24 protein-coding genes and 2 tRNA genes are annotated in these 25,861 nt (G+C 55.7%); 7 read left to right on the top strand and 19 right to left on the bottom strand.

Annotated elements, in window-relative coordinates; all coding sequences use genetic code 11:
* Nucleotides 1–4 precede the first annotated feature (4 nt).
* The 7 genes from rffC to trxA form a co-directional block, all read right to left on the bottom strand.
* Nucleotides 5–682, bottom strand: a complete 678-nt coding sequence (gene rffC, locus ACDO57_RS22640) for a dTDP-4-amino-4,6-dideoxy-D-galactose acyltransferase (protein ID WP_061716310.1) — start codon at nt 680–682, stop codon at nt 5–7.
* Nucleotides 679–1,941 (bottom strand): UDP-N-acetyl-D-mannosamine dehydrogenase, encoded by a 1,263-nt coding sequence (gene wecC / locus ACDO57_RS22635; protein WP_248166418.1) that lies wholly within the window; start codon nt 1,939–1,941, stop codon nt 679–681. Before wecC ends, rffC begins: the two co-directional genes overlap by 4 nt.
* A complete protein-coding gene (gene wecB, locus ACDO57_RS22630; protein ID WP_370884608.1) occupies nt 1,938–3,068 on the bottom strand; it encodes a non-hydrolyzing UDP-N-acetylglucosamine 2-epimerase in 1,131 nt (376 codons plus the stop codon). Before wecB ends, wecC begins: the two co-directional genes overlap by 4 nt.
* A 56-nt stretch (nt 3,069–3,124) precedes the next feature.
* A complete protein-coding gene (gene wzzE / locus ACDO57_RS22625) occupies nt 3,125–4,171 on the bottom strand; it encodes an ECA polysaccharide chain length modulation protein (RefSeq protein WP_024907963.1) in 1,047 nt (348 codons plus the stop codon).
* 13 nt (nt 4,172–4,184) lie between these two features.
* The gene (wecA, locus tag ACDO57_RS22620) at nt 4,185–5,288 is read right to left on the bottom strand and encodes a UDP-N-acetylglucosamine--undecaprenyl-phosphate N-acetylglucosaminephosphotransferase (protein WP_024907962.1); all 1,104 of its coding nucleotides are present in this window, start codon (nt 5,286–5,288) and stop codon (nt 4,185–4,187) included.
* A gap of 242 nt (nt 5,289–5,530) precedes the next feature.
* Nucleotides 5,531–6,790: a transcription termination factor Rho gene (gene rho / locus ACDO57_RS22615; protein WP_008501566.1), complete on the bottom strand. Its 1,260-nt coding sequence runs from the start codon at nt 6,788–6,790 to the stop codon at nt 5,531–5,533.
* 345 nt (nt 6,791–7,135) lie between these two features.
* The gene (gene trxA / locus ACDO57_RS22610; RefSeq protein ID WP_006179218.1) at nt 7,136–7,465 is read right to left on the bottom strand and encodes a thioredoxin TrxA; all 330 of its coding nucleotides are present in this window, start codon (nt 7,463–7,465) and stop codon (nt 7,136–7,138) included.
* 144 nt (nt 7,466–7,609) lie between these two features.
* On the opposite strand from trxA, the gene rhlB reads away from it, so the two are divergent.
* The gene (rhlB, locus tag ACDO57_RS22605; protein ID WP_021242834.1) at nt 7,610–8,878 is read left to right on the top strand and encodes an ATP-dependent RNA helicase RhlB; all 1,269 of its coding nucleotides are present in this window, start codon (nt 7,610–7,612) and stop codon (nt 8,876–8,878) included.
* A 5-nt stretch (nt 8,879–8,883) separates the two neighbouring features.
* Complete coding sequence (gppA, locus tag ACDO57_RS22600) at nt 8,884–10,368, top strand: guanosine-5'-triphosphate,3'-diphosphate diphosphatase (protein WP_148769921.1); 1,485 nt, start codon at nt 8,884–8,886, stop codon at nt 10,366–10,368.
* Nucleotides 10,369–10,419: 51 nt separating this feature from the next.
* On the opposite strand, the gene rep is transcribed toward gppA, so the two are convergent.
* Entirely contained in the window at nt 10,420–12,444 is a 2,025-nt protein-coding gene (rep, locus tag ACDO57_RS22595) for a DNA helicase Rep (protein ID WP_032646096.1), read from the bottom strand.
* 112 nt (nt 12,445–12,556) lie between these two features.
* On the opposite strand from rep, the gene ppiC (ACDO57_RS22590) reads away from it, so the two are divergent.
* Nucleotides 12,557–12,838, top strand: a complete 282-nt coding sequence (ppiC, locus tag ACDO57_RS22590; RefSeq protein WP_004886860.1) for a peptidylprolyl isomerase PpiC — start codon at nt 12,557–12,559, stop codon at nt 12,836–12,838.
* 50 nt (nt 12,839–12,888) lie between these two features.
* Nucleotides 12,889–13,170 (top strand): peptidylprolyl isomerase PpiC, encoded by a 282-nt coding sequence (ppiC, locus tag ACDO57_RS22585; RefSeq protein WP_008501570.1) that lies wholly within the window; start codon nt 12,889–12,891, stop codon nt 13,168–13,170.
* Nucleotides 13,171–13,256: 86 nt separating this feature from the next.
* On the opposite strand, the gene ilvC is transcribed toward ppiC (ACDO57_RS22585), so the two are convergent.
* Nucleotides 13,257–14,732: a ketol-acid reductoisomerase gene (gene ilvC, locus ACDO57_RS22580; RefSeq protein ID WP_048989373.1), complete on the bottom strand. Its 1,476-nt coding sequence runs from the start codon at nt 14,730–14,732 to the stop codon at nt 13,257–13,259.
* Nucleotides 14,733–14,884: 152 nt separating this feature from the next.
* Here ilvC and ilvY point away from each other — a divergent pair, with 152 nt between their 5' ends.
* On the top strand, nt 14,885–15,775 hold the full coding sequence (gene ilvY, locus ACDO57_RS22575) for an HTH-type transcriptional activator IlvY (RefSeq protein WP_023333829.1): 891 nt from the start codon (nt 14,885–14,887) through the stop codon (nt 15,773–15,775).
* 33 nt (nt 15,776–15,808) lie between these two features.
* On the opposite strand, the gene ilvA is transcribed toward ilvY, so the two are convergent.
* The 7 genes from ilvA to ilvL all read right to left on the bottom strand — a co-directional run bounded on the left by ilvA (nt 15,809) and on the right by ilvL (nt 22,359).
* Nucleotides 15,809–17,353, bottom strand: coding sequence for a threonine ammonia-lyase, biosynthetic (gene ilvA, locus ACDO57_RS22570; protein WP_024907958.1), 1,545 nt, complete (start codon nt 17,351–17,353; stop codon nt 15,809–15,811).
* Nucleotides 17,354–17,355: 2 nt separating this feature from the next.
* Complete coding sequence (ilvD, locus tag ACDO57_RS22565; protein WP_032646098.1) at nt 17,356–19,206, bottom strand: dihydroxy-acid dehydratase; 1,851 nt, start codon at nt 19,204–19,206, stop codon at nt 17,356–17,358.
* A gap of 60 nt (nt 19,207–19,266) precedes the next feature.
* Nucleotides 19,267–20,196 carry a branched-chain-amino-acid transaminase gene (gene ilvE / locus ACDO57_RS22560; protein ID WP_023309654.1) on the bottom strand — a complete coding sequence of 310 codons (930 nt, stop codon included), beginning with the start codon at nt 20,194–20,196 and terminating at the stop codon, nt 19,267–19,269.
* An 18-nt stretch (nt 20,197–20,214) separates the two neighbouring features.
* Entirely contained in the window at nt 20,215–20,478 is a 264-nt protein-coding gene (ilvM, locus tag ACDO57_RS22555; RefSeq protein WP_024907956.1) for an acetolactate synthase 2 small subunit, read from the bottom strand.
* Nucleotides 20,475–22,121 carry an acetolactate synthase 2 catalytic subunit gene (ilvG, locus tag ACDO57_RS22550; RefSeq protein ID WP_370884607.1) on the bottom strand — a complete coding sequence of 549 codons (1,647 nt, stop codon included), beginning with the start codon at nt 22,119–22,121 and terminating at the stop codon, nt 20,475–20,477. The genes ilvM and ilvG overlap by 4 nt, the downstream gene beginning before the upstream one ends.
* Nucleotides 22,122–22,123: 2 nt before the next feature.
* Nucleotides 22,124–22,174, bottom strand: coding sequence for a peptide IlvX (gene ilvX, locus ACDO57_RS22545; protein ID WP_166792073.1), 51 nt, complete (start codon nt 22,172–22,174; stop codon nt 22,124–22,126).
* 86 nt (nt 22,175–22,260) lie between these two features.
* Nucleotides 22,261–22,359 carry an ilv operon leader peptide gene (gene ilvL / locus ACDO57_RS22540; protein WP_001311244.1) on the bottom strand — a complete coding sequence of 33 codons (99 nt, stop codon included), beginning with the start codon at nt 22,357–22,359 and terminating at the stop codon, nt 22,261–22,263.
* A 341-nt stretch (nt 22,360–22,700) separates the two neighbouring features.
* Between ilvL and ACDO57_RS22535 the strand changes: the two genes are divergently transcribed.
* Nucleotides 22,701–24,221 (top strand): YifB family Mg chelatase-like AAA ATPase, encoded by a 1,521-nt coding sequence (locus ACDO57_RS22535; RefSeq protein WP_267217773.1) that lies wholly within the window; start codon nt 22,701–22,703, stop codon nt 24,219–24,221.
* Between the two features lie 30 nt (nt 24,222–24,251).
* Here the strand turns inward: ACDO57_RS22535 and ACDO57_RS22530 are convergent, their stop codons facing one another.
* Nucleotides 24,252–24,590 (bottom strand): DUF413 domain-containing protein, encoded by a 339-nt coding sequence (locus ACDO57_RS22530; RefSeq protein ID WP_008501577.1) that lies wholly within the window; start codon nt 24,588–24,590, stop codon nt 24,252–24,254.
* A gap of 118 nt (nt 24,591–24,708) precedes the next feature.
* On the opposite strand from ACDO57_RS22530, the gene hdfR reads away from it, so the two are divergent.
* Nucleotides 24,709–25,530: an HTH-type transcriptional regulator HdfR gene (gene hdfR / locus ACDO57_RS22525; protein ID WP_024907953.1), complete on the top strand. Its 822-nt coding sequence runs from the start codon at nt 24,709–24,711 to the stop codon at nt 25,528–25,530.
* A gap of 100 nt (nt 25,531–25,630) precedes the next feature.
* On the opposite strand, the gene ACDO57_RS22520 is transcribed toward hdfR, so the two are convergent.
* Nucleotides 25,631–25,706, bottom strand: a tRNA-Trp gene (locus ACDO57_RS22520).
* 52 nt (nt 25,707–25,758) lie between these two features.
* Nucleotides 25,759–25,835, bottom strand: a tRNA-Asp gene (locus ACDO57_RS22515).
* Nucleotides 25,836–25,861: the final 26 nt, after the last annotated feature.

Here is a 25,861-nt window from a genome sequence, read left to right as displayed (position 1 = left end):
CTTGTCACCTGTATAACCAGTAGGCGGTGGCGTCGATGTTGGCACCACTCGCAATATAACGTTTAAGCGCGGCGGTGTTGCCCAGTTGGGTCGCGACCCGCAGCGTCACAAGCTGTTGCTGCTGCGCCCAGTGCAGCGCCGCCTGCATGAGTTTCTCACCCATGCCGCGCCCGGCTAATAAGCCGATACGCGCCTCGCGCTCGTTGAGCTTACGCAGCGAGACGAACCCCTGGATTTGACCGTCCCCTGCACGGAAAACCAGGCAGACGTGGTCAAAGGTGCCTTTGACGGCATTCTCTATCCACTGGGCATAGAAACGCCCGCTATCGTCAGGTGCATACCAGGGCGCACGAAAGCGGCTCTGCGCAAACGCCCGGGCCGCCATCCGACGCAGCACGGGGATATCCTGTTCCGTTGCAATTTCCGCGCCGGACGCATCGTGCCGGGTGAGGGTAATGGAAAGATCGACCTCACCTTCAACCAGCTGAAAGCCGTGCTGCTGGAGCGCGTCAAGCAGATCGACGCGCTCCGCCGGGATCTTCGCCTGCACTCGTTGCCAGGCGATAAAATCCGATTCAGCCAGCACCGGCGCGTCATCGCGCAGACGCACGATAGCCGACGGCAGGCCGAAAAAAGCACTCTCCCACTGCAGGGACTCGAGTACCCCATTCAGGCTATTCAACGCCAGACACCTTTGGTATCCACAATATACTGCTGACGAACGGCATCGCCGGACGTCGCTTTAAACTCTTTATGATCTACCAGCAGCACCAGCACGTCCGCCGCCGCCAGCGCGTCGCCCAGCGCCATCAGCGTGCAGTGTCCCGCCAGTTTTGCCGGTAATTCATGGATATTAGGCTCAACCACCAGCGTTTCGCCCTTGTGCCATTCGGCAATCATCTCGGCAATTTCCATCGCCGGGCTTTCACGCAGGTCGTCAATATTCGGTTTAAATGCCAGACCAAAGCAGGCAATTTTCAGCTCACTGGCGCGCTTGCCGCTCTCTGCCAGACAATCCGCTACCGTCGCTTTAACCTGATTGAGCACCCAGTGAGGCTTGCTGTCGTTCACTTCGCGCGCGGTGCGAATCAGGCGCGCCTGCGCCGGATTCTGCGCCACGATAAACCACGGATCGACGGCGATACAGTGTCCGCCTACTCCCGGGCCTGGCTGGAGAATGTTGACGCGCGGATGGCGATTCGCCAGGCTAATCAGCTCCCAGACGTTAATCCCCTGATCGGCGCAGATCAGCGACAGTTCGTTCGCAAAAGCGATATTGACGTCGCGGAAGCTGTTTTCCGTCAGCTTGCACATCTCGGCGGTGCGGGAGTTGGTCACCACACATTCACCTTCCAGGAAAATCTTGTACAGCGCGCTGGCGCGTTCGGAACAGACGGGCGTCATACCGCCAATGACGCGGTCGTTTTTAATCAGTTCGACCATGACCTGGCCCGGCAGCACGCGCTCCGGACAGTAGGCGATGTTGATATCCGCCTGCTCCCCCGCCTGCTGCGGGAAGCTTAAATCAGGGCGCGCGTCGGCCAGCCACTGTGCCATCTGCTCGGTAGCACCAACCGGAGAGGTCGATTCCAGGATCACCAGTGCCCCTTTCTTCAGCACAGGTGCGATGGATTTTGCCGCCGCCTCGACAAAAGCCATGTCGGGCTCGTGGTCACCTTTAAAGGGTGTTGGAACGGCAATCAGGTAGGCATCTGCTTCCACAGGGGTCGTGCTGGCACGCAGGAAGCCTCCGTCCACAGCCTCTTTCACCACGCGGTCAAGATCGGGCTCGACAATATGAATTTCGCCACGGTTAATGGTTTCCACCGCGCGTGCGTTGATATCCACACCGACAACCTGTTTTTGACGAGAGGCAAACGCCGCCGCGGTGGGCAAGCCAATGTAGCCAAGACCAATGACAGAGATGGTAGTAAAACTCATAGCGATACCCGATTGTGTTTAAGTGCATGCAAAATACGACCGCAAGCCTGCCCGTCGCCATACGGATTATGGGCCCGGCTCATTGCCTGATACGCTTCATCGTCCTGCAGCAGGCGCGTGACCTCTTCGACGATAAGCTGCGCGTTGGTGCCGACCAGACGCACCGTACCGGCTTTGACGGCTTCCGGACGTTCGGTCGTTTCACGCATCACCAGCACCGGTTTGCCAAGGGAAGGTGCTTCCTCCTGAATGCCGCCGGAATCGGTGAGGATCAGCCAGGCATGGTTCATCAGCCAGACAAACGGCATGTAGTCCTGCGGTTCGATCAGCAGGACGTTTTCGACGTGGCCCAGAATACGATTGACCGGCTCGCTGACGTTAGGGTTAAGGTGTACTGGATAGACAATTTGCACATCGTCGTTCTGCGCGGCGATTTCAGCCAGCGCATGGCAGATTTGCTCAAAACCCCGGCCAAAGCTTTCGCGTCGATGACCAGTGACCAGAATGGTTTTTTTGCCGTTGTGGAGGAACGGATAGCGGGCTGCGAGCTCTTTCTGAAGATCGCTATTTGCCAGGACGCGGTCACGTACCCAAATTAACGCGTCAATGACCGTATTGCCGGTCACAAAGATTTTATTATCGGCGATATTTTCACGCAGCAGGTTCTGACGAGAGTTTTCCGTTGGCGCAAAGTGGTACATCGCCAGATGGCCCGTTAACGTGCGGTTGGCCTCTTCCGGCCACGGTGAATAAAGATTGCCGGTACGCAGCCCCGCCTCAACATGTCCCACGGGAATTCGCTGGTAGAACGCGGCCAGGCTTGTCGCCACGGTAGTGGTGGTATCACCGTGTACCAGCACCACGTCAGGCTTAAATGACTCCAGGATCGGCTTAAGTTCTTGCAGAATGCGACAGGTTATCTCCGTTAACCCTTGCCCCGGTTTCATAATATTGAGGTCGTAATCCGGGACGATGGAGAAGAGGGTTAAAACCTGATCGAGCATCTCCCGGTGCTGGGCCGTGACGCACACTTTCGCTTCAATATCAGGATCGCAGGCCAGCGCATGAACCAGAGGTGCCATCTTAATGGCCTCCGGCCTGGTGCCAAATACGGTTAGTACTTTCACATCGATTCTCTTCGATTAGGCGATGAAGGCCGCAGCCTTCATCGTAGACGGCGTTCTTAGTTTTTGCGACGACGCGTTAACGCCACGCCAGCGCCCGTCAGTGCGCCTACAATCCCCCACATGATCATCAGGAATGCACGACGCGGACTATCGCGTTTTACAGGTTCTTCAGGCGTTCGCAAATAACGATAGGTCTGAAAACGCGGGTCCAGGGATGGACCGACATTAAGCGTATTGAGCATCGCGCGATTTTGATCGTAATCGAGGTCAAAATCAGGGCCAACGGCCTTCAGGTTTTCCAGACGCGCCTGCAGCATGGGGCGACCAAGGAGGAACATCTCTGAATCAGGCAGCTCATCAGCCGGTACGTCCGTCTCAGTACGGGAAATATTGTGCTGTTCCGCAATTTTCAGCGCCTGCTCAATATTGTGTACACGACGAGCAAAAATGGCTTTAGCCACCTCTTCCTGACGTTTCACCTGCGCTTTCATCTGGATGGTACGAGCCGCCCAGGCGCCTTTAAGCTCTTCGTTAAGATGGCTTGCGGCACGCTGACTGGCAAACGCAACATACTGACGCAACAGGTTGTTGGCATCCGGCGCAGTTTCTGCAATTAGCTTGACGCTGTCATTCACGTTACGCAGCGCATCGCCCGGCATAAACTGGATATTGTTAATCAGATCGTCCAGCAGGGCGGCATCGGCTTTGGTGTTATCAACCCGACGCTGCTTGTAGTAATCCGTCTGGGACCAGAAATCGCGGCGGGTATCCCACGAAGCCAGCTGCATCACAAACTCTTTATAGGCTTCATCCATAACGGAGGCCTGGTCTGGCGTTGCAAGACTGGCTTTGATATCCAGATTTCGCAGGAATTGCTGCTGGGAATAGTATCCCCCGAGCATGTTAACCGTTGGTTTGTCCGTGATTGCCGTGGCGCTCCACTCTTGTTTTGCAAAGAATGTATAGGCCAGCGCTAACAGTGCAAACCCCAGCGCGATCCCGGCAATCCAAAGTTTGCCTGCCCATAACACGCGAAACAAACCCCGAATATCCAGTTCATTCTCAGTTACCACTGATTTCGCTCCCGCCAACGGTTGAGTCATCATAGTCCCGGTTTTACTTAGTTAATGTTGTATTTTTGCCACTGTTACGACGCATCCTGCGTTTAAGACGTTTAATAAATCGCGCCACTTTCCATGCGCGCTTAATGCAGTAGCCGTACAGGAAAAATGCCAGCAAGAATAATGCCAACATAACCCACTCAGGAATAATATGGGAATATTCTGCAGCTACACCAATCGCGGCTAAAATAGCGGCGGCCAGCGTAATCAGTACAAACGCCTGACGAGATGTAAAACCCGCACGCATGATGAGATGATGAATGTGTTGGCGGTCGGGAGAGAAAGGACTCATTCCTTTGCGCAGGCGGCGGTACATAATCGCCACCATATCCATTAATGGAATGGCAATAATCCACAGAGCTGTTACAGGGCTTATCGGATGGGTCTGGCCCTGAGTGGTTTCAAGCAGGATCCAGATAACCGTAAAACCAATCAGCGTACTGCCCGCGTCTCCCATAAAGACTTTATAGCGACGGCCCAGCACACCGAGGTTTAAGAGGATATAAGGCAGAATGGCGGCAATCATGGCGAAACACCACATTGCCAGACTGTACTGGCCATCAAACCATAAAATAATGCCGATAGCGGCGAACGAGACGGATGACAACCCACCGAGCAGGCCGTCAATGCCATCCACCATGTTAAAAGCATTGATTGCCGCCCAGACGGCAAAGAGTGTCAGGAAGAAGCCAAATGGGCCCAGAACTAACTCCCAGGGGCCAAACACATAGCCGAGGCTTCGCAGATACAGTCCGCCCACAACCATCATCACCACGCCAATGCCCGCCTGAACGGTGGCGCGTATTTTCACCGCGATATCGAACCGGTCATCAAGAGCCCCGACTAACACCAGGACACCGGCGCAGGCAATGTAGAGGGCGGCATGCGGGATATAATAATCGGCAATACCAAACGTGAAGCAAATTCCTGCGTAAACAGATATCCCGCCGACTAAAGGAATAAGTCCCTGATGGCGTTTACGAAAATTAGGCTTATCCACCAACCCTATTCGTTTTGCCACCTTACGCGCAATGAACAAAAAACAGGTTGTGAATAAAAAAATACTGATCAGTTCAGTAACGGCGGTGAATAGATTCACAATGGATTGCTCTCAACAAATGTTAGTCCCGGAAGTATAACCATGAAGCCACAGCCTCAGAAGTAATAAAGATGGCTTCTTACAACTCCCTTTGTATATTTTTCAATCAATTATTTCTTTTGCTGCATAAACGGCCCTATTGTCGCACTGACCGGTCAAAATTGGGAGTAGGTGGTACTAGCGTATAGGCCATAAAAGAAAAACGCCACGTAAAAACGTGGCGTTCGCTGGCTTTATTTGCGTTACGAGCGTTTCATCATGTCGAAGAAATCGTCGTTGGTTTTGGTCATCGCCAGTTTGTTAATGAGGAATTCCATCGCGTCAATTTCACCCATTGGATGGATGATTTTGCGCAGAATCCACATTTTCTGCAGCTCTTCCTGCGTGGTGAGCAGCTCTTCTTTACGGGTACCGGAACGGTTGTAGTCGATAGCCGGGAAGACGCGTTTTTCAGCGATTTTACGAGAAAGGTGCAGTTCCATGTTACCTGTACCTTTAAATTCTTCGTAAATCACTTCGTCCATTTTTGAACCGGTATCGATCAGCGCCGTCGCGATGATGGTCAGGCTGCCGCCCTCTTCCACGTTACGTGCGGCACCGAAGAAGCGTTTCGGACGATGCAGGGCGTTAGCATCCACACCACCGGTCAATACTTTACCGGAAGCTGGCACGACGGTGTTGTACGCACGCGCCAGACGGGTGATGGAGTCAAGCAGGATGATCACGTCTTTCTTGTGCTCAACCAGGCGTTTCGCCTTCTCGATAACCATTTCCGCAACCTGAACGTGGCGAGAGGCTGGCTCGTCGAAGGTAGAAGCAACCACTTCACCTTTAACCAGACGCTGCATCTCAGTCACTTCTTCCGGACGTTCGTCAATCAGCAGCACCATCAGCACGCAGTCTGGGTGGTTATAGGCGATGCTCTGCGCGATGTTCTGCAGCAGCATGGTTTTACCCGCTTTCGGCGGTGCCACAATCAGACCACGCTGGCCACGACCAATTGGTGATGCCAGATCCAGAACACGCGCGGTTAAGTCTTCGGTAGAACCGTTACCACGCTCCATGCGCAGGCGAGAGTTCGCGTGCAGCGGCGTTAAGTTCTCAAAGAGGATCTTATTACGCGAGTTTTCTGGTTTGTCGAAGTTAACTTCATTGACTTTCAACAGCGCAAAGTAGCGTTCACCCTCTTTAGGAGGACGAATCTTACCTGAAATGGTGTCACCAGTGCGGAGGTTGAAACGGCGGATTTGGCTGGGGGATACGTAGATGTCGTCAGGGCCGGCGAGGTAGGAGCTGTCTGCAGAGCGGAGGAAACCAAATCCGTCTTGCAATATCTCCAGCACACCGTCGCCAAAGATATCTTCGCCACTCTTAGCGTGCTGCTTCAGGATGGCGAAAATGATGTCCTGCTTGCGCATACGAGCCTGGTTTTCCAGCCCCATATTTTCGCCGAGAGTGATCAGCTCAGAAACCGGCGTATTCTTTAATTCGGTAAGATTCATAATGGTGTGGGTTCTTAAACTCGGGGTGATTCTCGAACTTAATGTTGTGAATGGTATGGCAGGGTCATCCATGCCTGTTTAGCGGCCATCAACTCATGTCTGTTCGCTGTCTGGTCACAGGGAAAGAACGCAGAACTGAAACGACAAGACGGATTGAGTGACAAGCCCGGAATTTAGCCACTTCACGCACTGTTCATGTCAACAACGGGAAGTATCGGGTAAAACAAGATTCAAACAACAAGATATGTTTAAAACGAAGTCATAGCTAACTTAGCACGACTTCAGCCGGGCGTCCAGAGTTCCACATCATTTAGCCGGGAGCTCTGAACGCACAGCGGAGAAACCTTACGCCAGGTTAGCGTCCAGGAACTCTTTCAGTTGACCTTTGGACAGCGCGCCCACTTTGGTCGCCGCCACTTCGCCGTTTTTGAACAGCAGCAGGGTCGGAATGCCACGGATACCGTATTTTGGTGCGGTGCCCGGGTTCTGGTCGATGTTCAGCTTGGCAACGGTCAGTTTGCCCTGATATTCGTCGGCGATCTCATCCAGAATCGGGGCGATCATTTTGCAAGGACCACACCATTCAGCCCAGAAATCGACGAGGATCAGCCCGTCAGCCTTAAGTACGTCCGTGTCAAAACTGTCGTCAGTCAGGTGAATAATTTTATCGCTCATATATAACTCCACAGGAATAAGCCTGGTACGTTGGTTTTGTCTCCACCAACGACGTGTTGATGTCGCATTAACCAACTAAAGGTTGACTTTATTTCACCGGATACGCTTTCGTAAAGCAATAGTAAGCTGATATTCTACCACACTATGAGCAAAACACATTTAACAGAACAGAAGTTTTCCGACTTCGCGCTGCACCCGAAGGTGATTGAAGCCCTTGAAAATAAAGGGTTTCATAACTGCACGCCCATTCAGGCCCTCGCGCTGCCGCTGACGCTGGCCGGTCGCGATGTTGCCGGGCAGGCGCAAACCGGTACCGGCAAAACGATGGCGTTTTTAACGTCAACGTTTCATTATTTACTTTCTCACCCAGCGATTGCAGACCGCAAAGTTAACCAGCCGCGCGCGCTAATTATGGCCCCGACGCGAGAACTGGCGGTACAGATCCATGCAGACGCTGAACCCCTGGCGCAGGCTACCGGCCTTAAGCTTGGACTGGCCTATGGCGGCGACGGCTACGATAAACAGCTGAAAGTGCTGGAAAGCGGTGTGGATATCCTGATCGGTACCACCGGCCGTCTTATCGACTACGCTAAACAGAACCACATTAACCTCGGTGCAATCCAGGTTGTGGTGCTCGATGAAGCTGACCGCATGTACGATCTGGGCTTCATTAAAGACATCCGCTGGCTGTTCCGCCGTATGCCTCCGGCCAATCAGCGCCTGAATATGCTGTTCTCTGCAACCCTCTCCTACCGTGTGCGCGAACTGGCGTTCGAACAGATGAACAACGCCGAATACGTGGAAGTGGAACCGGAGCAGAAAACGGGTCACCGCATTAAAGAAGAGCTCTTCTATCCTTCCAATGAAGAGAAAATGCGTCTGCTGCAAACGCTGATCGAAGAAGAATGGCCCGATCGCGCCATTATCTTCGCGAACACCAAACACCGTTGTGAAGACATCTGGGGCCATCTGGCTGCAGACGGTCACCGTGTTGGCCTGCTGACCGGCGACGTGGCGCAGAAAAAACGCCTGCGCATTCTTGAAGAATTTACCCGTGGCGATCTCGATATTCTGGTCGCAACCGACGTGGCGGCACGTGGTTTACACATTCCGGCCGTGACGCACGTCTTTAACTACGATCTGCCAGACGACTGCGAAGACTACGTACACCGTATCGGTCGTACCGGTCGTGCGGGCGCAAGCGGTCACTCGATTAGCCTTGCGTGTGAAGAGTATGCGCTGAATCTTCCAGCCATTGAGACTTATATCGGTCACTCTATTCCGCAGAGCAAATACAATCCGGAAGCGCTGTTAAGCGAACTGCCGCCGCCTAAGCGTCTAACCCGCCCACGCTCCGGCAATGGTCCGCGTCGTTCAGGCGGCGCACCGCGTAATCGTCGTCGTTCAGGTTAAAAAATATGCTCAGCTCCACCTCGCTTTATGCGGCAATTGATCTCGGTTCGAATAGTTTTCATATGCTGGTTGTGCGCGAGGTGGCGGGAAGCATACAAACGCTGACGCGCATTAAGCGCAAGGTCCGCCTCGCGGCGGGCCTGAGCAGCGACAATCACCTCTCACCTGAAGCCATGGAACGTGGCTGGCAGTGTCTGCGACTCTTTGCCGAGCGTCTGCAGGATATCCCGCATGCCCAAATCACCGTGGTCGCCACTGCGACACTCCGTCTGGCGGTTAACGCCGTGGATTTTATTGCCAGAGCGCAGGAAATTCTCGGTTGTCCGGTTCAGGTTATCAGCGGTGAAGAAGAAGCTCGCCTGATTTATCAGGGTGTTGCACACACCACGGGGGGTGACGATCGTCGCCTGGTAGTGGATATCGGCGGTGCCAGTACCGAGCTTGTGACCGGCACCGGCGCGCAGGCAACGTCGCTGTTCAGCCTGTCGATGGGCTGCGTGACCTGGCTTGAGCGCTACTTTACCGATCGTAATCTGGGTAAAGAGAACTTCGAAGAGGCAGAGAACGCCGCGCGCGAAGTGTTACGCCCGGTGATGGACGAGCTGCGCTATCACGGCTGGAAAGTCTGCGTGGGTGCCTCGGGTACCGTGCAGGCTCTGCAGGAAATCATGATGGCGCAGGGAATGGACGAACGGATTACGCTTGCCAAACTTCAGCAGCTGAAACAACGCGCCATTCAGTGCGGACGCCTGGAAGAGCTGGAAATTGAAGGCCTGACGCTGGAGCGCGCGCTGGTCTTCCCGAGCGGACTGGCCATTCTTATCGCTATTTTCACCGAGCTGAACATCCAGTGTATGACCCTGGCCGGCGGCGCGCTGCGCGAAGGTCTGGTCTACGGGATGCTGCATCTGTCGGTCGATCAGGATATCCGCAGCCGTACCCTGCGCAACGTGCAGCGTCGTTTTCTGGTTGATATCGATCAGGCAGGACGCGTATCGCAGCTGGCGTCACGCTTCGCCGATCAGGTCGCTAACGTCTGGGATCTTGATCCTCTGAGCCGGGATTTATTGCTAAGCGCCTGTGCGCTACATGAAGTGGGGCTGAGCATTGATTTTAAGCAGGCACCGGCTCATGCAGCGTATCTGGTGCGCAACCTGGATTTACCGGGCTATACACCTGCGCAGAAAAAATTGCTGGCAACGCTGCTGCTGAACCAGACCAATGCCGTTGATCTCTCGTCTTTGCATCAGCAAAACGCCGTACCGCCGCGCGTGGCCGAGCATCTGTGCCGCCTGCTGCGTCTGGCGATCCTGTTTGCCAGCCGCCGCCGCGATGATTTGCTGCCCGCCATTAATCTGGTGGCCGATGACGAGAAGCTTTCGCTGACGTTACCGGAGAACTGGATTGATTGTCACCCGCTTGGGGCAGAGATGATCGAGCAGGAGTGCCAGTGGCAGAGCTATGTGCACTGGGTGCTGGAAGTGAAGTAATACGCTGAACATTGCCGGGTGGCGGCTTCGCCTTACCCGGCCTACTCATCATTATCCTTTCTCTTTGGCTTTTGCCAGCATGGCGCGGATATTTGCCACGTTAGCCTGCCCCTTGTGCATCCGCTCTTCTGCGGTAATCACTTTGCGCTCCTGTTCCCAAATCACGTCATCCTGCGGCAGCTCCAGCAGGAAACGGCTCGGCTCCGGGCGGACAAGTTCGCCATACTGACGGCGCTCTTTACACAGTGTGAACGTCAGCTCTTTCTGCGCGCGGGTGATCCCCACGTAGGCCAGGCGGCGCTCCTCGTCGACGTTGTCTTCATCAATGCTGCTCTGATGCGGTAACAACCCCTCTTCCATACCGACCAGATAGACATACGGGAACTCCAGCCCTTTTGACGCATGCAGCGTCATCAGCTGAACCTGATCGGCCTCTTCTTCGCTCTCGCCCCGCTCCATCATGTCGCGCAGGGTAAAGCGGGTGACCACCTGCGTCAGGGTCATCGGCTCGTCGATTTCGGAGCCCTCCAGCATTTCGGTCATCCAGCTGAAGAGCTGGTTAACGTTCTTCATGCGCATCTCAGCCGCTTTCGGGCTGGCCGAAGTTTCGTACAGCCAGGACTCATAGTCGATGCCGTGAATAAGATCGCGCACCGCCGCCACCGGCTCGCGCTCCGCGAGACGCTGCACTTCGCCAAGCCAGTGGGTGAAGCGGGTTAACGAGTCATACCCGCGTCCGGTTAACGTCTGGCTCAGCCCCATGTCGAAGCTGGCAGTAAACATACTTTTGTTGCGGGTCATCGCCCACTCGCCGAGCTTTTGCAGCGTCGCCGGTCCAATCTCGCGTTTTGGCGTATTCACGATGCGCAGAAACGCGCTGTCGTCATCCGGGTTCGTGAGTACGCGCAGGTAGGCCAGCAGATCTTTGATTTCTGGTCGTGAGAAGAACGACGTGCCGCCCGAGATTTTGTACGGAATGCGGTTCTGCATCAGCATCTTTTCAAAGACACGCGACTGGTGATTGCCGCGATAGAGGATCGCGTAATCCTTATATTCAGTTTTGTTGACGAAGTGGTGGGCGATGAGTTCGCCCGTCACGCGCTCCGCTTCATGATCCTCATTGTTGGCGCTGAGCACTTTCAGCTCCGTACCGTAGCCCAGTTCGGAGAAGAGACGCTTCTCAAACACGTGCGGGTTATTGGCAATCAGGATGTTAGCTGCTTTCAGGATACGCCCGGAGGAGCGATAGTTCTGTTCCAGCTTAATTACCTGCAGGGCGGGGAAATCTTTGCTCAGCAGCACCAGGTTTTGCGGGCGCGCGCCGCGCCAGGAGTAAATTGACTGGTCATCATCGCCGACCACGGTGAAACGCGCGCGCTGCCCCACCAGCAGCTTCACCAGCTCGTACTGGCTGGTGTTGGTGTCCTGATACTCATCCACCAGCAGGTAACGGATTTTGTTCTGCCAGCGCTCGCGCACCTCTTCATTGCGCTGCAGCAGCAGCGTCGGCAGCAGGATCAGGTCGTCGAAGTCCAGCACGTTGCACGCTTTCATATGTGCATCGTACAGACCGTAGCAGTGGGCGAAGATGCGATCCCGTTCGCCTTTGGCGATCGCCGCGGCCTGGGCCGGCGTCATCAGATCGTTTTTCCAGTTCGAGATCGTCGAGATCAGCTGCTGCAACAGCACTTTATCATCTTCGATCAGCCCCTCGGTGAGCTCTTTGAGCAGCGCCACCTGATCGGTGTCATCGAAGAGCGAGAAGTTGGACTTCATTCCCAGCGCCGCATACTCGCGTTTGATGATATCCAGCCCCAGCGTGTGGAAGGTGGAGATCATCAGGCCGCGCGCCTCTTTACGGCCCAGCGTCTGACCGACACGCTCTTTCATCTCGCGCGCCGCTTTATTGGTAAAGGTGACCGCCGCAATGTGTCGCGCCTGATACCCGCAGTTGTGGATCAGATGGGCGATTTTGTTGGTGATCACGCGGGTTTTACCCGAACCGGCCCCTGCCAGCACCAGGCATGGTCCAGTAACGAATTCGACCGCTTGTTGTTGTCCAGGGTTTAAACGCATGGGAGTATTGCTCAATCTTCGAACGAGGTGTGGATTGTAGCAGAAAGCCGGGCGCAGATTTACCGGCTAATGATAAAGTGGAGAAATCGCGTTTAACCCGTAGAGCAGAACCATGAAAAAGACCGCAGCAGCCCTGCATATTCTGGTAAAAGAAGAGAAACTGGCTCAGGAGATCCTGGCCAAGCTGGAGCGCGGCATCAGCTTTGATCATCTGGCGAAGCGTTACTCTAAATGCCCGTCCGGGCGCAATGGCGGCGATCTTGGGGAGTTTCAACAAGGTGCAATGGTCGGCCCGTTCGATCAGGCGGTCTTTAGCTGCCCGCTTCTGAAGCCCTACGGCCCGGTAAAAACCAAATTTGGCTACCATATCATTAAGGTGCTTTATCGCCGCTGACGCGTGGTATATTGCGCCCCGATTTATCTCAACCTATTCAAGGCACGATCATGGCAAAAACAGCAGCAGCACTGCATATTCTTGTTAAAGAAGAGAAACTGGCTTTAGATCTTCTGGAGCAGATCAAAAACGGCGCCGACTTCGGCAAGCTGGCGAAGAAGCACTCCATCTGTCCGTCAGGCAAACGCGGCGGCGATCTGGGTGAATTCCGCCAGGGTCAGATGGTACCGGCGTTCGATAAAGTGGTCTTCTCCTGCCCGGTGCTGGAGCCAACCGGCCCGCTGCACACGCAGTTCGGCTACCACGTGATTAAAGTGCTGTATCGCAAATAAAAAAGCCGGGTGGCGGCTGCGCCTTACCCGGCCTACATCTTACGGTTTTGTAGGTCGGGTAAGCGAAGCGCCACCCGACAAGATTGTTAGCCCGCTACCGCGATACGCTTCATATCGGTCATGTAGCCACGCAGTTTGTGACCCACTTTCTCGATCTGGTGGCTGCGAATCGCTTCGTTCACGTCGCGCAGCTGCGCGTTGTCCACAGCACCTTCCGCAATCGCTTTACCCAGATCGCCCGTCTGCAGAGTGGTCATAAACTCTTTCAGCAGCGGTACGCAGGCGTAAGAGAACAGGTAGTTACCGTATTCTGCGGTATCAGAGATCACCACGTTCATTTCGTACAGACGCTTACGGGCGATGGTGTTCGCAATCAGCGGCAGCTCGTGCAGTGATTCGTAGTACGCAGACTCTTCGATGATGCCGGAATCCACCATGGTTTCGAACGCCAGCTCAACGCCCGCTTTCACCATCGCGATCATCAGGACGCCTTTATCGAAGTACTCCTGCTCGCCGATTTTACCTTCAAACTGCGGCGCGGTTTCGAACGCGGTTTTACCGGTCTCTTCACGCCAGGTCAGCAGTTTCTTATCGTCGTTCGCCCAGTCCGCCATCATACCGGAAGAGAACTCGCCGGAGATGATGTCGTCCATGTGTTTCTGGAACAGCGGCGCCATGATGGTTTTCAGCTGTTCAGACAGCGCGTAAGCACGCAGTTTTGCCGGGTTGGACAGACGGTCCATCATCAGCGTAATACCGCCCTGCTTCAGCGCTTCGGTGATGGTTTCCCAGCCGAACTGAATCAGTTTTTCCGCGTAGGCCGGGTCGGTACCCTCTTCCACCAGCTTGTCGAAGCACAGCAGAGAACCGGCCTGCAGCATGCCGCACAGAATGGTCTGCTCGCCCATCAGGTCAGATTTCACTTCCGCAACGAAGGACGATTCCAGAACGCCCGCACGGTGGCCGCCGGTCGCCGCTGCCCATGCTTTGGCAATCGCCATGCCTTCGCCTTTCGGATCGTTTTCCGGGTGAACTGCGATAAGCGTCGGCACGCCGAAGCCACGCTTGTATTCTTCGCGTACTTCCGTACCCGGACACTTCGGTGCCACCATCACTACGGTGATGTCTTTACGGATCTGCTCGCCCACTTCAACGATGTTGAAGCCGTGGGAGTAACCCAGCGCGGCACCGTCTTTCATCAGCGGCTGTACGGAACGCACAACGTCTGAGTGCTGTTTGTCCGGGGTCAGGTTAACCACCAGATCCGCCTGCGGGATCAGCTCTTCGTAGGTACCCACTTTGAAGCCGTTTTCGGTCGCTTTACGCCAGGAAGCACGCTTCTCGGCAATCGCTTCTTTACGCAGGGCGTAGGAGATATCCAGACCGGAGTCACGCATGTTCAGGCCCTGGTTCAGACCCTGTGCGCCACAGCCGACGATGACCACTTTTTTACCCTGAAGGTAGCTCGCGCCATCGGCAAATTCGTCGCGCGCCATGAAGCGGCATTTGCCCAGCTGCGCCAGCTGCTGGCGCAAGTTCAGTGTATTAAAGTAGTTAGCCATGGGTGATACCTCGTGATGTTGTGTGTCTTATTGTTCGGTTCGCGTTTCAGCGAGAATGTACCCACATTACAACAGGAAATTTATTGCGGAAATTGATATATTCACAACGTCACGTTGCAATTTTTGCAATATAAAAAGAGGGAGTGGAATCAGTGGATTTACGCGATCTGAAAATGTTCCTGCACCTGGCGGAAAGCCGTCACTTTGGCCGCAGCGCGCGGGCGATGCACGTTAGCCCCTCCACGCTTTCGCGCCAGATCCAGCGCCTTGAGGAAGACCTCGGCCAGCCGCTGTTCGTGCGCGACAACCGCACCGTCACCCTCACGGAAGCGGGCGAAGAGTTGCGCATTTTTGCCCAGCAGACGCTGTTGCAGTACCAGCAGCTGCGTCACTCGATTGACCAGCAGGGGCCGTCACTTTCCGGTGAGCTGCATATTTTCTGCTCCGTGACCGCCGCCTATAGCCATCTGCCGCCCATTCTCGACCGCTTCCGCGCGGCGCATCCGTCGGTTGAAATTAAACTCACTACCGGCGACGCCTCCGACGCAATGGAGAAAGTGGTGACGGGCGAAGCGGATCTCGCCATTGCCGGGAAGCCGGAAACCCTGCCGGGCGCGGTGGCATTCTCAATGCTGGAGAATCTGGCGGTGGTGCTGATTGCCCCCGCGCTGCCCTGCCCGGTGCGTAATCAGGTGTCGGTGGAAAAACCGGACTGGTCCACGGTGCCGTTTATCATGGCCGATCAGGGGCCGGTGCGACGTCGCATTGAGCTGTGGTTCCGCCGTCAGAAAATCAGCAACCCGTCGATTTACGCCACGGTCAGCGGCCATGAGGCGATGGTGTCGATGGTGGCGCTCGGCTGCGGCGTGGCGCTGCTGCCGGAAGTGGTGCTGGAAAATAGCCCGGAACCGGTGCGCAATCGCGTAATGATTCTGGAGCGCAGCGACGAGAAGACGCCGTTTGAGCTTGGCGTGTGCGCACAAAAAAAGCGGCTGCATGAGCCGCTTATTGATGCGTTCTGGACGATATTGCCGAACCACTAAAGCCGGATGGTGCTGCGCTTACCCGGCCAGCCCTTAGCCCGCGAGGAAGAAGCGGAAGGCCGGGTTATGGGTTTCGTCGTGACACTCATAGCCCAGCTCGTTCAGCCGTGTTTCGAAATCCGGCTCGTGCTCGCCCAGTTCAAACGCCGCCAGCACGCGCCCGTAGTCGGTGCCGTGGCTGCGGTAGTGGAACAGAGAGATGTTCCAGTGCGTGCCCAGCGTGTGCAGGAACTTGAGCAGCGCGCCCGGCGATTCCGGGAACTCGAAGCTGAACAGACGTTCCCTGAGCGGCTTCGATGGACGCCCGCCAACCATGTAGCGCACGTGCAGCTTCGCCATCTCGTCGTCAGAGAGATCGACCACGCTGTAGCCGCCCTCATGCAGCAGGTTGAGGATCTCTTTGCGCTCCTCCACGCCACGGCTCAGACGCACGCCGACAAAAATACAGGCGTCTTTGGCATCGGCAAAACGGTAGTTAAATTCCGTCACAGAACGACCACCCAGCAGCTGACAGAACTTCAGGAAGCTGCCCTTCTCTTCCGGGATGGTCACCGCCAGCAGCGCTTCACGCTGTTCGCCCAGCTCGCAGCGCTCGGAAACGTAGCGCAGGCCGTGGAAGTTCACGTTGGCACCAGACAGCACGTGCGCCAGCCGCTCGCCGCGGATGTTGTGCTGCGCGATGTATTTTTTCATCCCCGCCAGCGCCAGCGCGCCGGAAGGTTCCGCCACCGCGCGCACATCCTCGAACAGATCTTTCATCGCCGCGCAGATAGCATCGCTATCAACCGTGACGATATCGTCGAGATATTCCTGGCACAGGCGGAAGGTTTCATCCCCAATGCGCTTCACCGCCACGCCCTCGGCAAACAGCCCGACGCGCGGCAGATCTACCGGGTGACCCGCATCCAGCGCCGCTTTCAGGCAGGCAGAGTCTTCCGCTTCAACGGCGATGACTTTGATCTGCGGCATCAGCTGTTTGATCAGCACCGCCACGCCCGCAGCCAGGCCGCCGCCGCCGACCGGCACAAACACGCGATCGAGATGGGCATCCTGCTGTAGCAGTTCAAGCGCCAGCGTGCCCTGCCCGGCAATCACCATCGGGTGGTCGAACGGCGGCACCCAAGTGAAACCCTGCTGCTGCGCCAGCTCGATCGCTTTGGCTTTGGCTTCGTCGAAGTTAGCCCCGTGGAGCAGCACTTCGCCGCCGAAACCTCGCACCGCATCGACTTTGATGTCCGCGGTTGCGACCGGCATCACGATCAGCGCTTTCAGCCCCAGACGGGCAGACGAGAACGCAACGCCCTGGGCGTGGTTGCCCGCCGAGGCGGTAATCACGCCGCGCGCTTTCTGCTCGTCGGTCAGCCCGGCCATCATCGCGTAGGCGCCGCGCAGCTTGAAGCTGTGCACCGGCTGACGGTCTTCGCGCTTGACCAGGATCACGTTGTCGAGGCGCGAAGAGAGTTTTTCCATTTTCTGCAGGGGCGTAACCTGCACGGCTTCATAGACCGGCGCGCGCAGCACCGCTCTCAGGTATTCCGCCCCCTCGGGGGCGGCGGATAAGGGTTGTGACTCGGCCATCATTAGCCCCCAAGTTTCGATTTATCGCGCACCGCGCCTTTATCTGCACTGGTGGCAAGGCTCGCGTAGGCGCGCAGGGCGAAGGAGACTTCGCGCTGGCGATCTTTCGGCGTCCAGGCTTTGTCGCCGCGGGCCTCCTGGGCTTCACGACGGGCCGCGATCTCCTGGTCGGTAAGCTTGAGCTGAATGCCACGATTCGGAATGTCGATTTCGATCAGGTCGCCGTCTTCGATGATGGCAATGTTGCCGCCGCTTGCTGCTTCCGGTGAAACGTGGCCGATGGAGAGACCAGAGGTGCCGCCGGAGAAACGCCCGTCGGTGATCAGCGCGCAGGCTTTACCGAGGCCCATCGATTTCAGGAAGGTGGTTGGGTAGAGCATCTCCTGCATGCCCGGGCCGCCTTTCGGCCCTTCATAACGGATGACAACCACGTCGCCTTCCACCACTTTACCGCCCAGGATAGCGTCTACCGCTTCATCCTGGCTTTCGTACACTTTCGCCGGACCGGTGAATTTCAGGATGCTGTCGTCCACGCCAGCGGTCTTCACGATGCAGCCATTTTCCGCAAAGTTACCGTACAGCACGGCCAGGCCGCCGTCTTTGCTGTAGGCGTGTTCCAGCGAGCGGATGCAGCCTTCGGCGCGGTCATCGTCCAGGGTATCCCAGCGACAGTCCTGCGAGAACGCCTGGGTGGTGCGAATACCGGCAGGACCCGCGCGGAACATTTTTTTCACCGCGTCGTCTTTGGTCAGCATCACGTCGTATTGGTCCAGCGACTCAGGCAACGTCAGGCCGAGGACGTTTTTCACGTCACGGTTCAGCAGCCCGGCGCGATCCAGCTCGCCGAGGATACCGATGACGCCACCGGCACGGTGCACGTCTTCCATGTGGTACTTCTGCGTACTCGGCGCGACCTTACACAGCTGCGGCACTTTACGGGACAGCTTGTCGATATCGCTCATGGTGAAGTCGATTTCGGCTTCCTGCGCGGCGGCCAGCAGGTGCAGAACGGTATTGGTGGAACCGCCCATGGCGATATCCAGGGTCATGGCGTTCTCGAACGCCGCTTTGCTGGCGATGCTGCGCGGCAGCGCGCTGGCGTCGTCCTGCTCGTAGTAGCGTTTGGTCAGCTCAACGATACGTTTACCGGCATTGAGGAACAGCTGCTTACGGTCGGCGTGGGTCGCCAGCAGCGAGCCGTTGCCCGGCTGAGAAAGGCCCAGCGCTTCGGTCAGGCAGTTCATGGAGTTGGCGGTGAACATACCGGAACAGGAGCCGCAGGTCGGACACGCGGAGCGCTCAACCTGGTCGCTCTGCTCGTCAGAGACTTTCGGATCCGCACCCTGGATCATCGCATCAACCAGGTCGAGCTTGATGATTTTGTCGGAGAGCTTGGTTTTCCCCGCTTCCATTGGGCCACCGGAGACGAAGATCACCGGAATATTAAGGCGCAGGGAGGCCATCAGCATCCCCGGAGTGATTTTGTCGCAGTTGGAGATACAGACCATTGCATCGGCGCAGTGGGCGTTAACCATGTACTCCACCGAGTCGGCGATCAGTTCGCGCGACGGCAGTGAATAGAGCATGCCCCCGTGCCCCATCGCGATACCGTCATCCACCGCAATGGTGTTGAACTCTTTCGCCACGCCGCCGGAGGCCTCGATTTGCTCGGCAACCAGCTTACCCAGATCGCGCAGGTGCACGTGGCCCGGAACGAACTGGGTGAAGGAGTTCACCACGGCGATAATTGGCTTACCGAAATCGGCGTCGGTCATTCCGGTGGCGCGCCACAGTGCGCGGGCACCCGCCATGTTACGGCCGTGGGTGGTGGTGGCTGAACGATACTTAGGCATGCTTTATTTACTCCCGTCTGACTATGTAATGGGACGGTGCGTGCCGTCCCAAATTTATACTTAGTGATTAACCTGATCCAACCAGCCGTATTTATCTTCTGTTTCGCCGGTGAAGAGGCCAAAGAACGCTTGCTGAATGCGTTTGGTGACCGGGCCACAGCGGCCTTCGCCCACCTGGATACCGTCTACGCTGCGCACCGGCGTGATTTCAGCCGCGGTACCGGACATAAAGACTTCATCCGCCAGGTACAGGGATTCGCGAGACAGCACCTGCTCGCGCACTTCGATACCCAGATCTTTCGCCAGCTTGATGATGGCATCACGGGTGATGCCCGGCAGCGCGGACGAGGTGAACGGCGGCGTGAACAGGATGCCGTCTTTCACTTCAAACAGGTTTTCACCTGCGCCTTCGGAGATGTAGCCGTTTACGTCCAGGGCGATACCTTCCTGATAGCCGTGACGGCGCGCTTCGCTACCGACCAGCAGTGAAGAGAGGTAGTTACCGCCCGCTTTCGCGGCGGTCGGGATGGTGTTTGGCGCAACGCGGTTCCAGGAAGAGACCATTGCGTCGATCCCCTGCTCCAGGGCTTCTGCACCCAGGTAGGCACCCCATGGGAACGCGGCAATGATCACATCCGTGGTATAGCCAGCGGGCGGGTTCACTCCCATACCGACGTCGCCCACAAACACCAGCGGGCGAATATAGGCGCTGGTCAGGTTGTTCTTGCGAATCACGTCGCGACAGGCTTCCATCAGCTCGTCGACGCTCTGGGAAACCGGGAAACGATAAATTTTGGCTGAGTCATGCAGACGCTGCATGTGTTCGCGATGGCGGAACACCACTGGCCCTTTGTGAGAATCGTAGCAGCGGATGCCTTCAAACACGGAGGTACCGTAATGCAGCGCGTGGGACATCACGTGGACCTTCGCGTCCTCCCAGCGAACCATCTCACCGTTGAACCAAATGTAATCAGCTTTTTTTGTCGTCATTTTTTCGTCCTGTCACGCTTAAGCGCGGATTTGTTGTGATGTGGTTGTGCTCTGGCAGATGGCAACATGGGCAACGTCTACCAGCTTTGATAACTGACTAAACAGTAAGTCGACCGACCGCGGGCTGGCAACGGTTAATTCGATACTGATATTCCGGGCGTCAGTGGCCGTCTCCATATTCATAGAGCAAATCTGAAAACCACGATGACGCACCACGCGCAAAACGCGTTCTAAGGTTTCCGGGTTGAAGCGAGCCTGTACGGCGACCTGATGCTGCATCATGATAATTTCTCCATCATTTGTGAGTTACTGGCACCAGGCGGTACCAGCGGCCAGACGTTCTCGAGTTCATCGATTGAGACATGAAGCAGGTAAGGCCCCTCGCTGTTCAGCATGGTGTCGAGCGCCGCTTCAACCTGATCTTTACGGGTGATGTGCTGACCAGGGATGCCAAAGGCGCTGGCCAGGGTGAGGAAATCGGGGTTATCGGTGAGCGTCGTTTCGCTGTAGCGCTCCTGGAAGAACAGCTGTTGCCACTGACGAACCATCCCTAAACGCTGGTTGTCGAGCAACACGATCTTCAGCGGCAACTGCTTACGCTTAACGGTGCCGAGCTCCTGAACGTTCATCATGAAGGAGCCGTCACCGGAGATACAGATAACAGTATCGTTCGGGCGGGCAACCTGTGCGCCAACGGCGGCTGGCAGACCGAAGCCCATCGTCCCTAACCCGCTGGAGGTGATGAAGTTTTCCGGGCGGGTGTAGGTCATGTGCTGCGCGGACCACATCTGGTGCTGGCCTACGTCGGTGGTGACGACGCTGTCAGCCGGTTTACGGTCGGACAACTGCTTCAACAGCAGCGGCGCGTAGATGGCCTCGCCGGGGTGGTCGTAACGCCAGGCGTGCTCGGCGCGCATGTCTGCGGTGTGCTGACGCCATGCATTGATATCCAGCGGCTGCTGCAATGCCGGTAACAGCGCGTTGAGATCGCCCTGCAGGGCAACGTGCGCCTGACGCAGCTTGTTCATCTCCGCCGGGTCGATATCCATATGGATCACTTTGGCGTTCGGCGCAAAGGTATTCAGCTTGCCGGTGACGCGGTCGTCAAAACGGGCACCTACGGCGATGAGCAGATCGCACGCCTGCACCGCCAGGTTTGCCGCTTTGGTGCCGTGCATCCCCAGCATGCCCAGATAGTATGGGTAATCCGCGTCGACGGCACCGAGACCTTTCAGCGTACAGGTCGCTGGCATCTGCGTTGTTGCGATAAATTCGCGCAGGGCTGGGACGGCCTGCGCCATGCCGACGCCACCGCCGACGTACAGCATCGGCTGTTTCGCCTGCGCCAGCATCTGACGGGCCTCTTCAACTTCCGCATCCGGAAACGCATTGTCGCTTTCAACGGTTGAGAAGTGCGGTTCCAAATCGCCGAATGCCACCTGGATATCTTTCGGGATATCGACCAGAACCGGACCAGGACGACCTGAGTTTGCCACTTCGAACGCTTCTGCCATTACGCGCGGCAGCTCTTCCAGAGACTGGACGAGGAAGCTGTGTTTGGTGCAGGCCAGCGATAAACCGAGGACGTCGACTTCCTGGAAAGCGTCGGTACCGATGAACGGAGACGCCACCTGCCCGGTGATGGCGACAACGGGAACAGAATCCAGCAGCGCGTCAGCCAGGCCGGTGATCAAGTTAGTTGCGCCAGGGCCTGACGTCGCCATACACACGCCGGTTTTACCGGTCGCGCGGGCGTAACCAATGGCCGCCATCACTGCGCCCTGCTCGTGTCGGCACAAGAGATGTTCCACGCCGCCGTCATACAGTGCATCGTAAATCGGCATAATTGCGCCACCTGGATAACCGAATACTGTCTCGACTCCCTGCGCGCGCAACGCATGTACTACCCACTGTGCCCCATTCATAGTTAGTTCCCCGTCATAAATCGGGAGAAACAGAATTTTGTGCTAGTCGTCATTCTCTGCTCCTCATCTGCGTTTTTTAGTCATAAAAAAACCCCCGGACCTTTCGGTGCGGGGGTCTTAGTTCGTTAAGGCTTGATTTCTAAGCCTTTCCTCGTCCAAGTGCAGCCCCGCACGGTGGGATAATAATCACCACCACGCTAATCACGACCAGGCTAATCACTCGTAGAAGGGCTGTCATTTTTCAGTTCGTTTTGCATCTTGTTCGAAGGAATACCTAAAGAGTTATCACAGTTTTCAAATTAAACACAAGATTTATTTATGACGGATTTGGTTAGCCCGCGAATCACATTTCTTAAAAGCGTTGTTTTATATACGGAAATTAGAAAATGAATATTTTTCATTTTTTTACTGTGGTGCTAACCGTCAAAACAGGATTTTTTCGTTCTGCGAGGAGCTTTCCATGATTATGAAATTGTTGCAATGCGCCATTAAAATCCCTGAACAAGCGGCGTAAATTCGCGAAATGGCAATAAACAAACATAACGAGCACTGACATAGTCACACCAGGAGGTAGTGCAAATGTCACTGTCAGTTGTTTATACGCGTGCGGCTCTCGGGGTAAAGGCACCGCTTGTTTCCGTCGAGGTTCATTTGAGTAACGGGCTACCCGGACTCACGCTTGTCGGGTTACCTGAAACGACGGTTAAAGAGGCCAGGGATCGCGTCCGCAGCGCAATAATAAATAGCGGTTATGCCTTCCCCGCGAAGAAGATCACCATCAACCTTGCTCCTGCCGATCTGCCTAAAGAGGGGGGACGATACGATTTACCTATCGCAATTGCCCTTCTCGCGGCTTCTGAGCAGCTTAATACGACACGGCTAGGCTCGTATGAGTTCGTTGGCGAACTCGCGCTTACAGGCGCGTTAAGAGGCGTTCCCGGGGCGATATCGGGAGCGCTGGAAGCCATACGTGCAGGGCGGCAAATCATTGTAGCCAATGAAAACGCATCAGAAGTGAGTCTTATCGCGGAAAAAGGATGCCTCATCGCGGGGCATTTACAGGAAGTTTGTGCATGGCTGGAAGGGCGGCATGAACTGTCCGAGCCGGAGGAGTGTGATGATGTTATAGCGGATGCTCCAGAGGATCTCAGCGAGATTATGGGGCAGGAGCAAGGGAAACGGGCGCTGGAGATTACGGCTGCAGGGGGACACAATCTTCTGTTAATTGGTCCGCCGGGTACGGGTAAAACCATGTTGGCGAGCAGATTGAGTGGGTTGCTTCCACCGCTCAATAATCATGAAGCGCTGGAAAGTGCCGCCATATACAGCCTCATCAGTTCTGCATCGTTGCAAAAACAGTGGCGCCGTCGCCCTTTTCGTTCCCCACATCATAGCGCTTCACTGACGGCAATGGTCGGCGGTGGGTCTATCCCCGGGCCGGGTGAGATCTCGCTGGCACACAATGGCATTCTGTTTCTTGATGAATTGCCGGAGTTTGAGCGCCGCGTGCTGGATGCACTGCGGGAGCCCATTGAATCCGGCGAGATACATATCTCACGCACGCGGGCCAAAATAAGCTATCCCGCGCAGTTTCAGCTGGTCGCTGCGATGAATCCCAGCCCGACGGGCCACTACCAGGGCAACCATAACCGCTGTACGCCAGAGCAGACATTGCGCTATCTCGGTAAGTTATCCGGTCCGTTCCTCGACCGTTTCGATTTATCTCTCGAAATCCCGCTTCCTCCACCGGGCCTGCTCAGGCAAACGGGCATCACGGGTGAAAGCTCAGCAGAGGTACGCGAGCGGGTGATTACAGCCCAGAAGCGGCAGTACGCCCGTCAGAACAGGCTAAATGCGCGGCTGGATAATGCCGGGATCCGGCAGTTTTGTTCTCTTAACATTGAGGATGCGGGATGGCTGGAGGAGACGTTGACGCGGTTCGGGCTATCCATACGTGCGTGGCAGCGTTTGTTGAAAGTGGCCAGAACCATTGCTGACGTAGAGGGGTGCACTGACATTGAGAGGAAACATTTGCAGGAGGCGCTGAGCTATCGCGCTATCGATCGTTTGCTGCTGCATCTGCAGAAGTTGCTGGCATAAAAAAAGGGGCCGTAGCCCCTTCTTATCATCTTAGTCATCAGACTCGGTGTAGTCTTCTGCACCTTCCATCTGCGGCTTACCGCCAGACAGCGTATGGAAGCGCTTTGGACGCTTAATGCGCGCCATGTACTTGATCCACACACGTTCCGCTTCAGACTGCGGCTCACGCTCACCACGGCAAACAGAAACAAACTGTTTTTCGTCTTCGGTTGCAGGTTCACGCTTACCCAGATCCAGCTCGTTAAAGGCATAACCATGGCGCTCAAGCAGTTGAGCTTCTTTGATGGTGAAATCGCCGTGACGAGAGAACCCGCGCGGATAATGTTTATTGTCGAAAAAACGATTAGTCGTCGTAAAGCTTTCCGCCATCCTACACGCTCCTAATTCTTTGGCCGAGCTATTTATGGCGCGGAGTATTAGTTACGCTTGACAGAGTGTAAAACAAAACATTTAAATCATAACGACAAATAATTTTGCGGAGAAAGATGTGGATACGGAATTGCTTAAAACTTTCCTTGAAGTGAGCAGAACACGCCACTTTGGGCGAGCAGCTGAAGCCCTTTACCTGACGCAGTCAGCCGTCAGTTTTCGTATTCGACAGCTGGAAAATCAACTGGGTGTGAATCTTTTTACCCGCCATCGTAACAATATTCGCTTAACGCCTGCCGGCGAGAAACTGCTGCCGTACGCTGAAACGCTTATGAATACCTGGCAGGCGGCACGCAAAGAGGTGGCACATACGTCGAGGCATAATGAGTTCTCGATAGGGGCCAGCGCTTCCCTGTGGGAATGTATGCTAAGTCAGTGGCTTACCCGGCTTTATCATTCACACAGTCACCTGCAATTCGAAGCCAGGATTGCGCAACGGCAGTCGCTGGTTAAGCAACTTCATGAGCGCCAGCTTGATCTTCTGATCACAACCGAAGCCCCCAAGATGGACGAATTTAGCAGCCAGATTGTGGGTCAGTTTGGACTGGCGCTTTATGCCTCTGAACCTTCAATGATGAAGGCAGACCTGACCTATTTGCGCCTGGAATGGGGGCCAGATTTCCAGCAGCATGAGACGGGATTGATTGCACCTGATGATGTTCCGCAGTTAACGACCAGCTCTGCAGAGATCGCCTGTCAGCAGCTGCCCTTGCTGAGAGGTTGTACCTGGTTACCTGTGCGCTGGGCAGATACTAAAGCGGGGCTGCATACGGTGCTGGATTCCACCACGCTTACCAGGCCGCTGTATGCGATTTGGCTGCAAAACAGTGATAAGCAATCACAGATAAAAGATCTGTTAAAAATCAATGTAATGGATTGATACATCAGCCAGCAGGAATGCTGGCTGAAAAATTAAGAAGAGCGTTTTCTGCAGCGTTTCAGGCAAAAAAAAATCCTTTGCCGAAGCAAAGGATTCTATATGGCAGGGGCGGAGAGACTCGAACTCGCGACACCCGGTTTTGGAGACCGGTGCTCTACCAACTGAGCTACGCCCCTAAAGTTTTTGCCATTAAGCCTGCCGATAAGGCAGGCTTAATGTCTTAATAAGTGGCGGAACGGACGGGACTCGAACCCGCGACCCCCTGCGTGACAGGCAGGTATTCTAACCGACTGAACTACCGCTCCACCGAAGACTGCTTGTAACCACCGGA

This window comes from Enterobacter cloacae complex sp. 2015409 (assembly GCF_041365315.1).
Lineage (GTDB): Bacteria > Pseudomonadota > Gammaproteobacteria > Enterobacterales > Enterobacteriaceae > Enterobacter > Enterobacter pseudoroggenkampii.
The sequence above is the reverse complement of the archived record's forward strand: the minus strand, read 5'-3'. Positions and strand labels throughout refer to the sequence as shown.

Coding starts and splice junctions, on each gene's coding strand:
- wecC (WP_248166418.1), bottom strand. CDS start 1,941: ATGAGTTTTACTACCATCTCTGTCATTGGTCTTGGCTACATTGGCTTG.
- wzzE (WP_024907963.1), bottom strand. CDS start 4,171: ATGACTCAACCGTTGGCGGGAGCGAAATCAGTGGTAACTGAGAATGAA.
- rho (WP_008501566.1), bottom strand. CDS start 6,790: ATGAATCTTACCGAATTAAAGAATACGCCGGTTTCTGAGCTGATCACT.
- trxA (WP_006179218.1), bottom strand. CDS start 7,465: ATGAGCGATAAAATTATTCACCTGACTGACGACAGTTTTGACACGGAC.
- rhlB (WP_021242834.1), top strand. CDS start 7,610: ATGAGCAAAACACATTTAACAGAACAGAAGTTTTCCGACTTCGCGCTG.
- gppA (WP_148769921.1), top strand. CDS start 8,884: ATGCTCAGCTCCACCTCGCTTTATGCGGCAATTGATCTCGGTTCGAAT.
- rep (WP_032646096.1), bottom strand. CDS start 12,444: ATGCGTTTAAACCCTGGACAACAACAAGCGGTCGAATTCGTTACTGGA.
- ppiC (WP_004886860.1), top strand. CDS start 12,557: ATGAAAAAGACCGCAGCAGCCCTGCATATTCTGGTAAAAGAAGAGAAA.
- ppiC (WP_008501570.1), top strand. CDS start 12,889: ATGGCAAAAACAGCAGCAGCACTGCATATTCTTGTTAAAGAAGAGAAA.
- ilvC (WP_048989373.1), bottom strand. CDS start 14,732: ATGGCTAACTACTTTAATACACTGAACTTGCGCCAGCAGCTGGCGCAG.
- ilvA (WP_024907958.1), bottom strand. CDS start 17,353: ATGGCCGAGTCACAACCCTTATCCGCCGCCCCCGAGGGGGCGGAATAC.
- ilvD (WP_032646098.1), bottom strand. CDS start 19,206: ATGCCTAAGTATCGTTCAGCCACCACCACCCACGGCCGTAACATGGCG.
- ilvE (WP_023309654.1), bottom strand. CDS start 20,196: ATGACGACAAAAAAAGCTGATTACATTTGGTTCAACGGTGAGATGGTT.
- ilvM (WP_024907956.1), bottom strand. CDS start 20,478: ATGATGCAGCATCAGGTCGCCGTACAGGCTCGCTTCAACCCGGAAACC.
- ilvG (WP_370884607.1), bottom strand. CDS start 22,121: ATGAATGGGGCACAGTGGGTAGTACATGCGTTGCGCGCGCAGGGAGTC.
- ilvL (WP_001311244.1), bottom strand. CDS start 22,359: ATGACAGCCCTTCTACGAGTGATTAGCCTGGTCGTGATTAGCGTGGTG.
- ACDO57_RS22535 (WP_267217773.1), top strand. CDS start 22,701: ATGTCACTGTCAGTTGTTTATACGCGTGCGGCTCTCGGGGTAAAGGCA.
- ACDO57_RS22530 (WP_008501577.1), bottom strand. CDS start 24,590: ATGGCGGAAAGCTTTACGACGACTAATCGTTTTTTCGACAATAAACAT.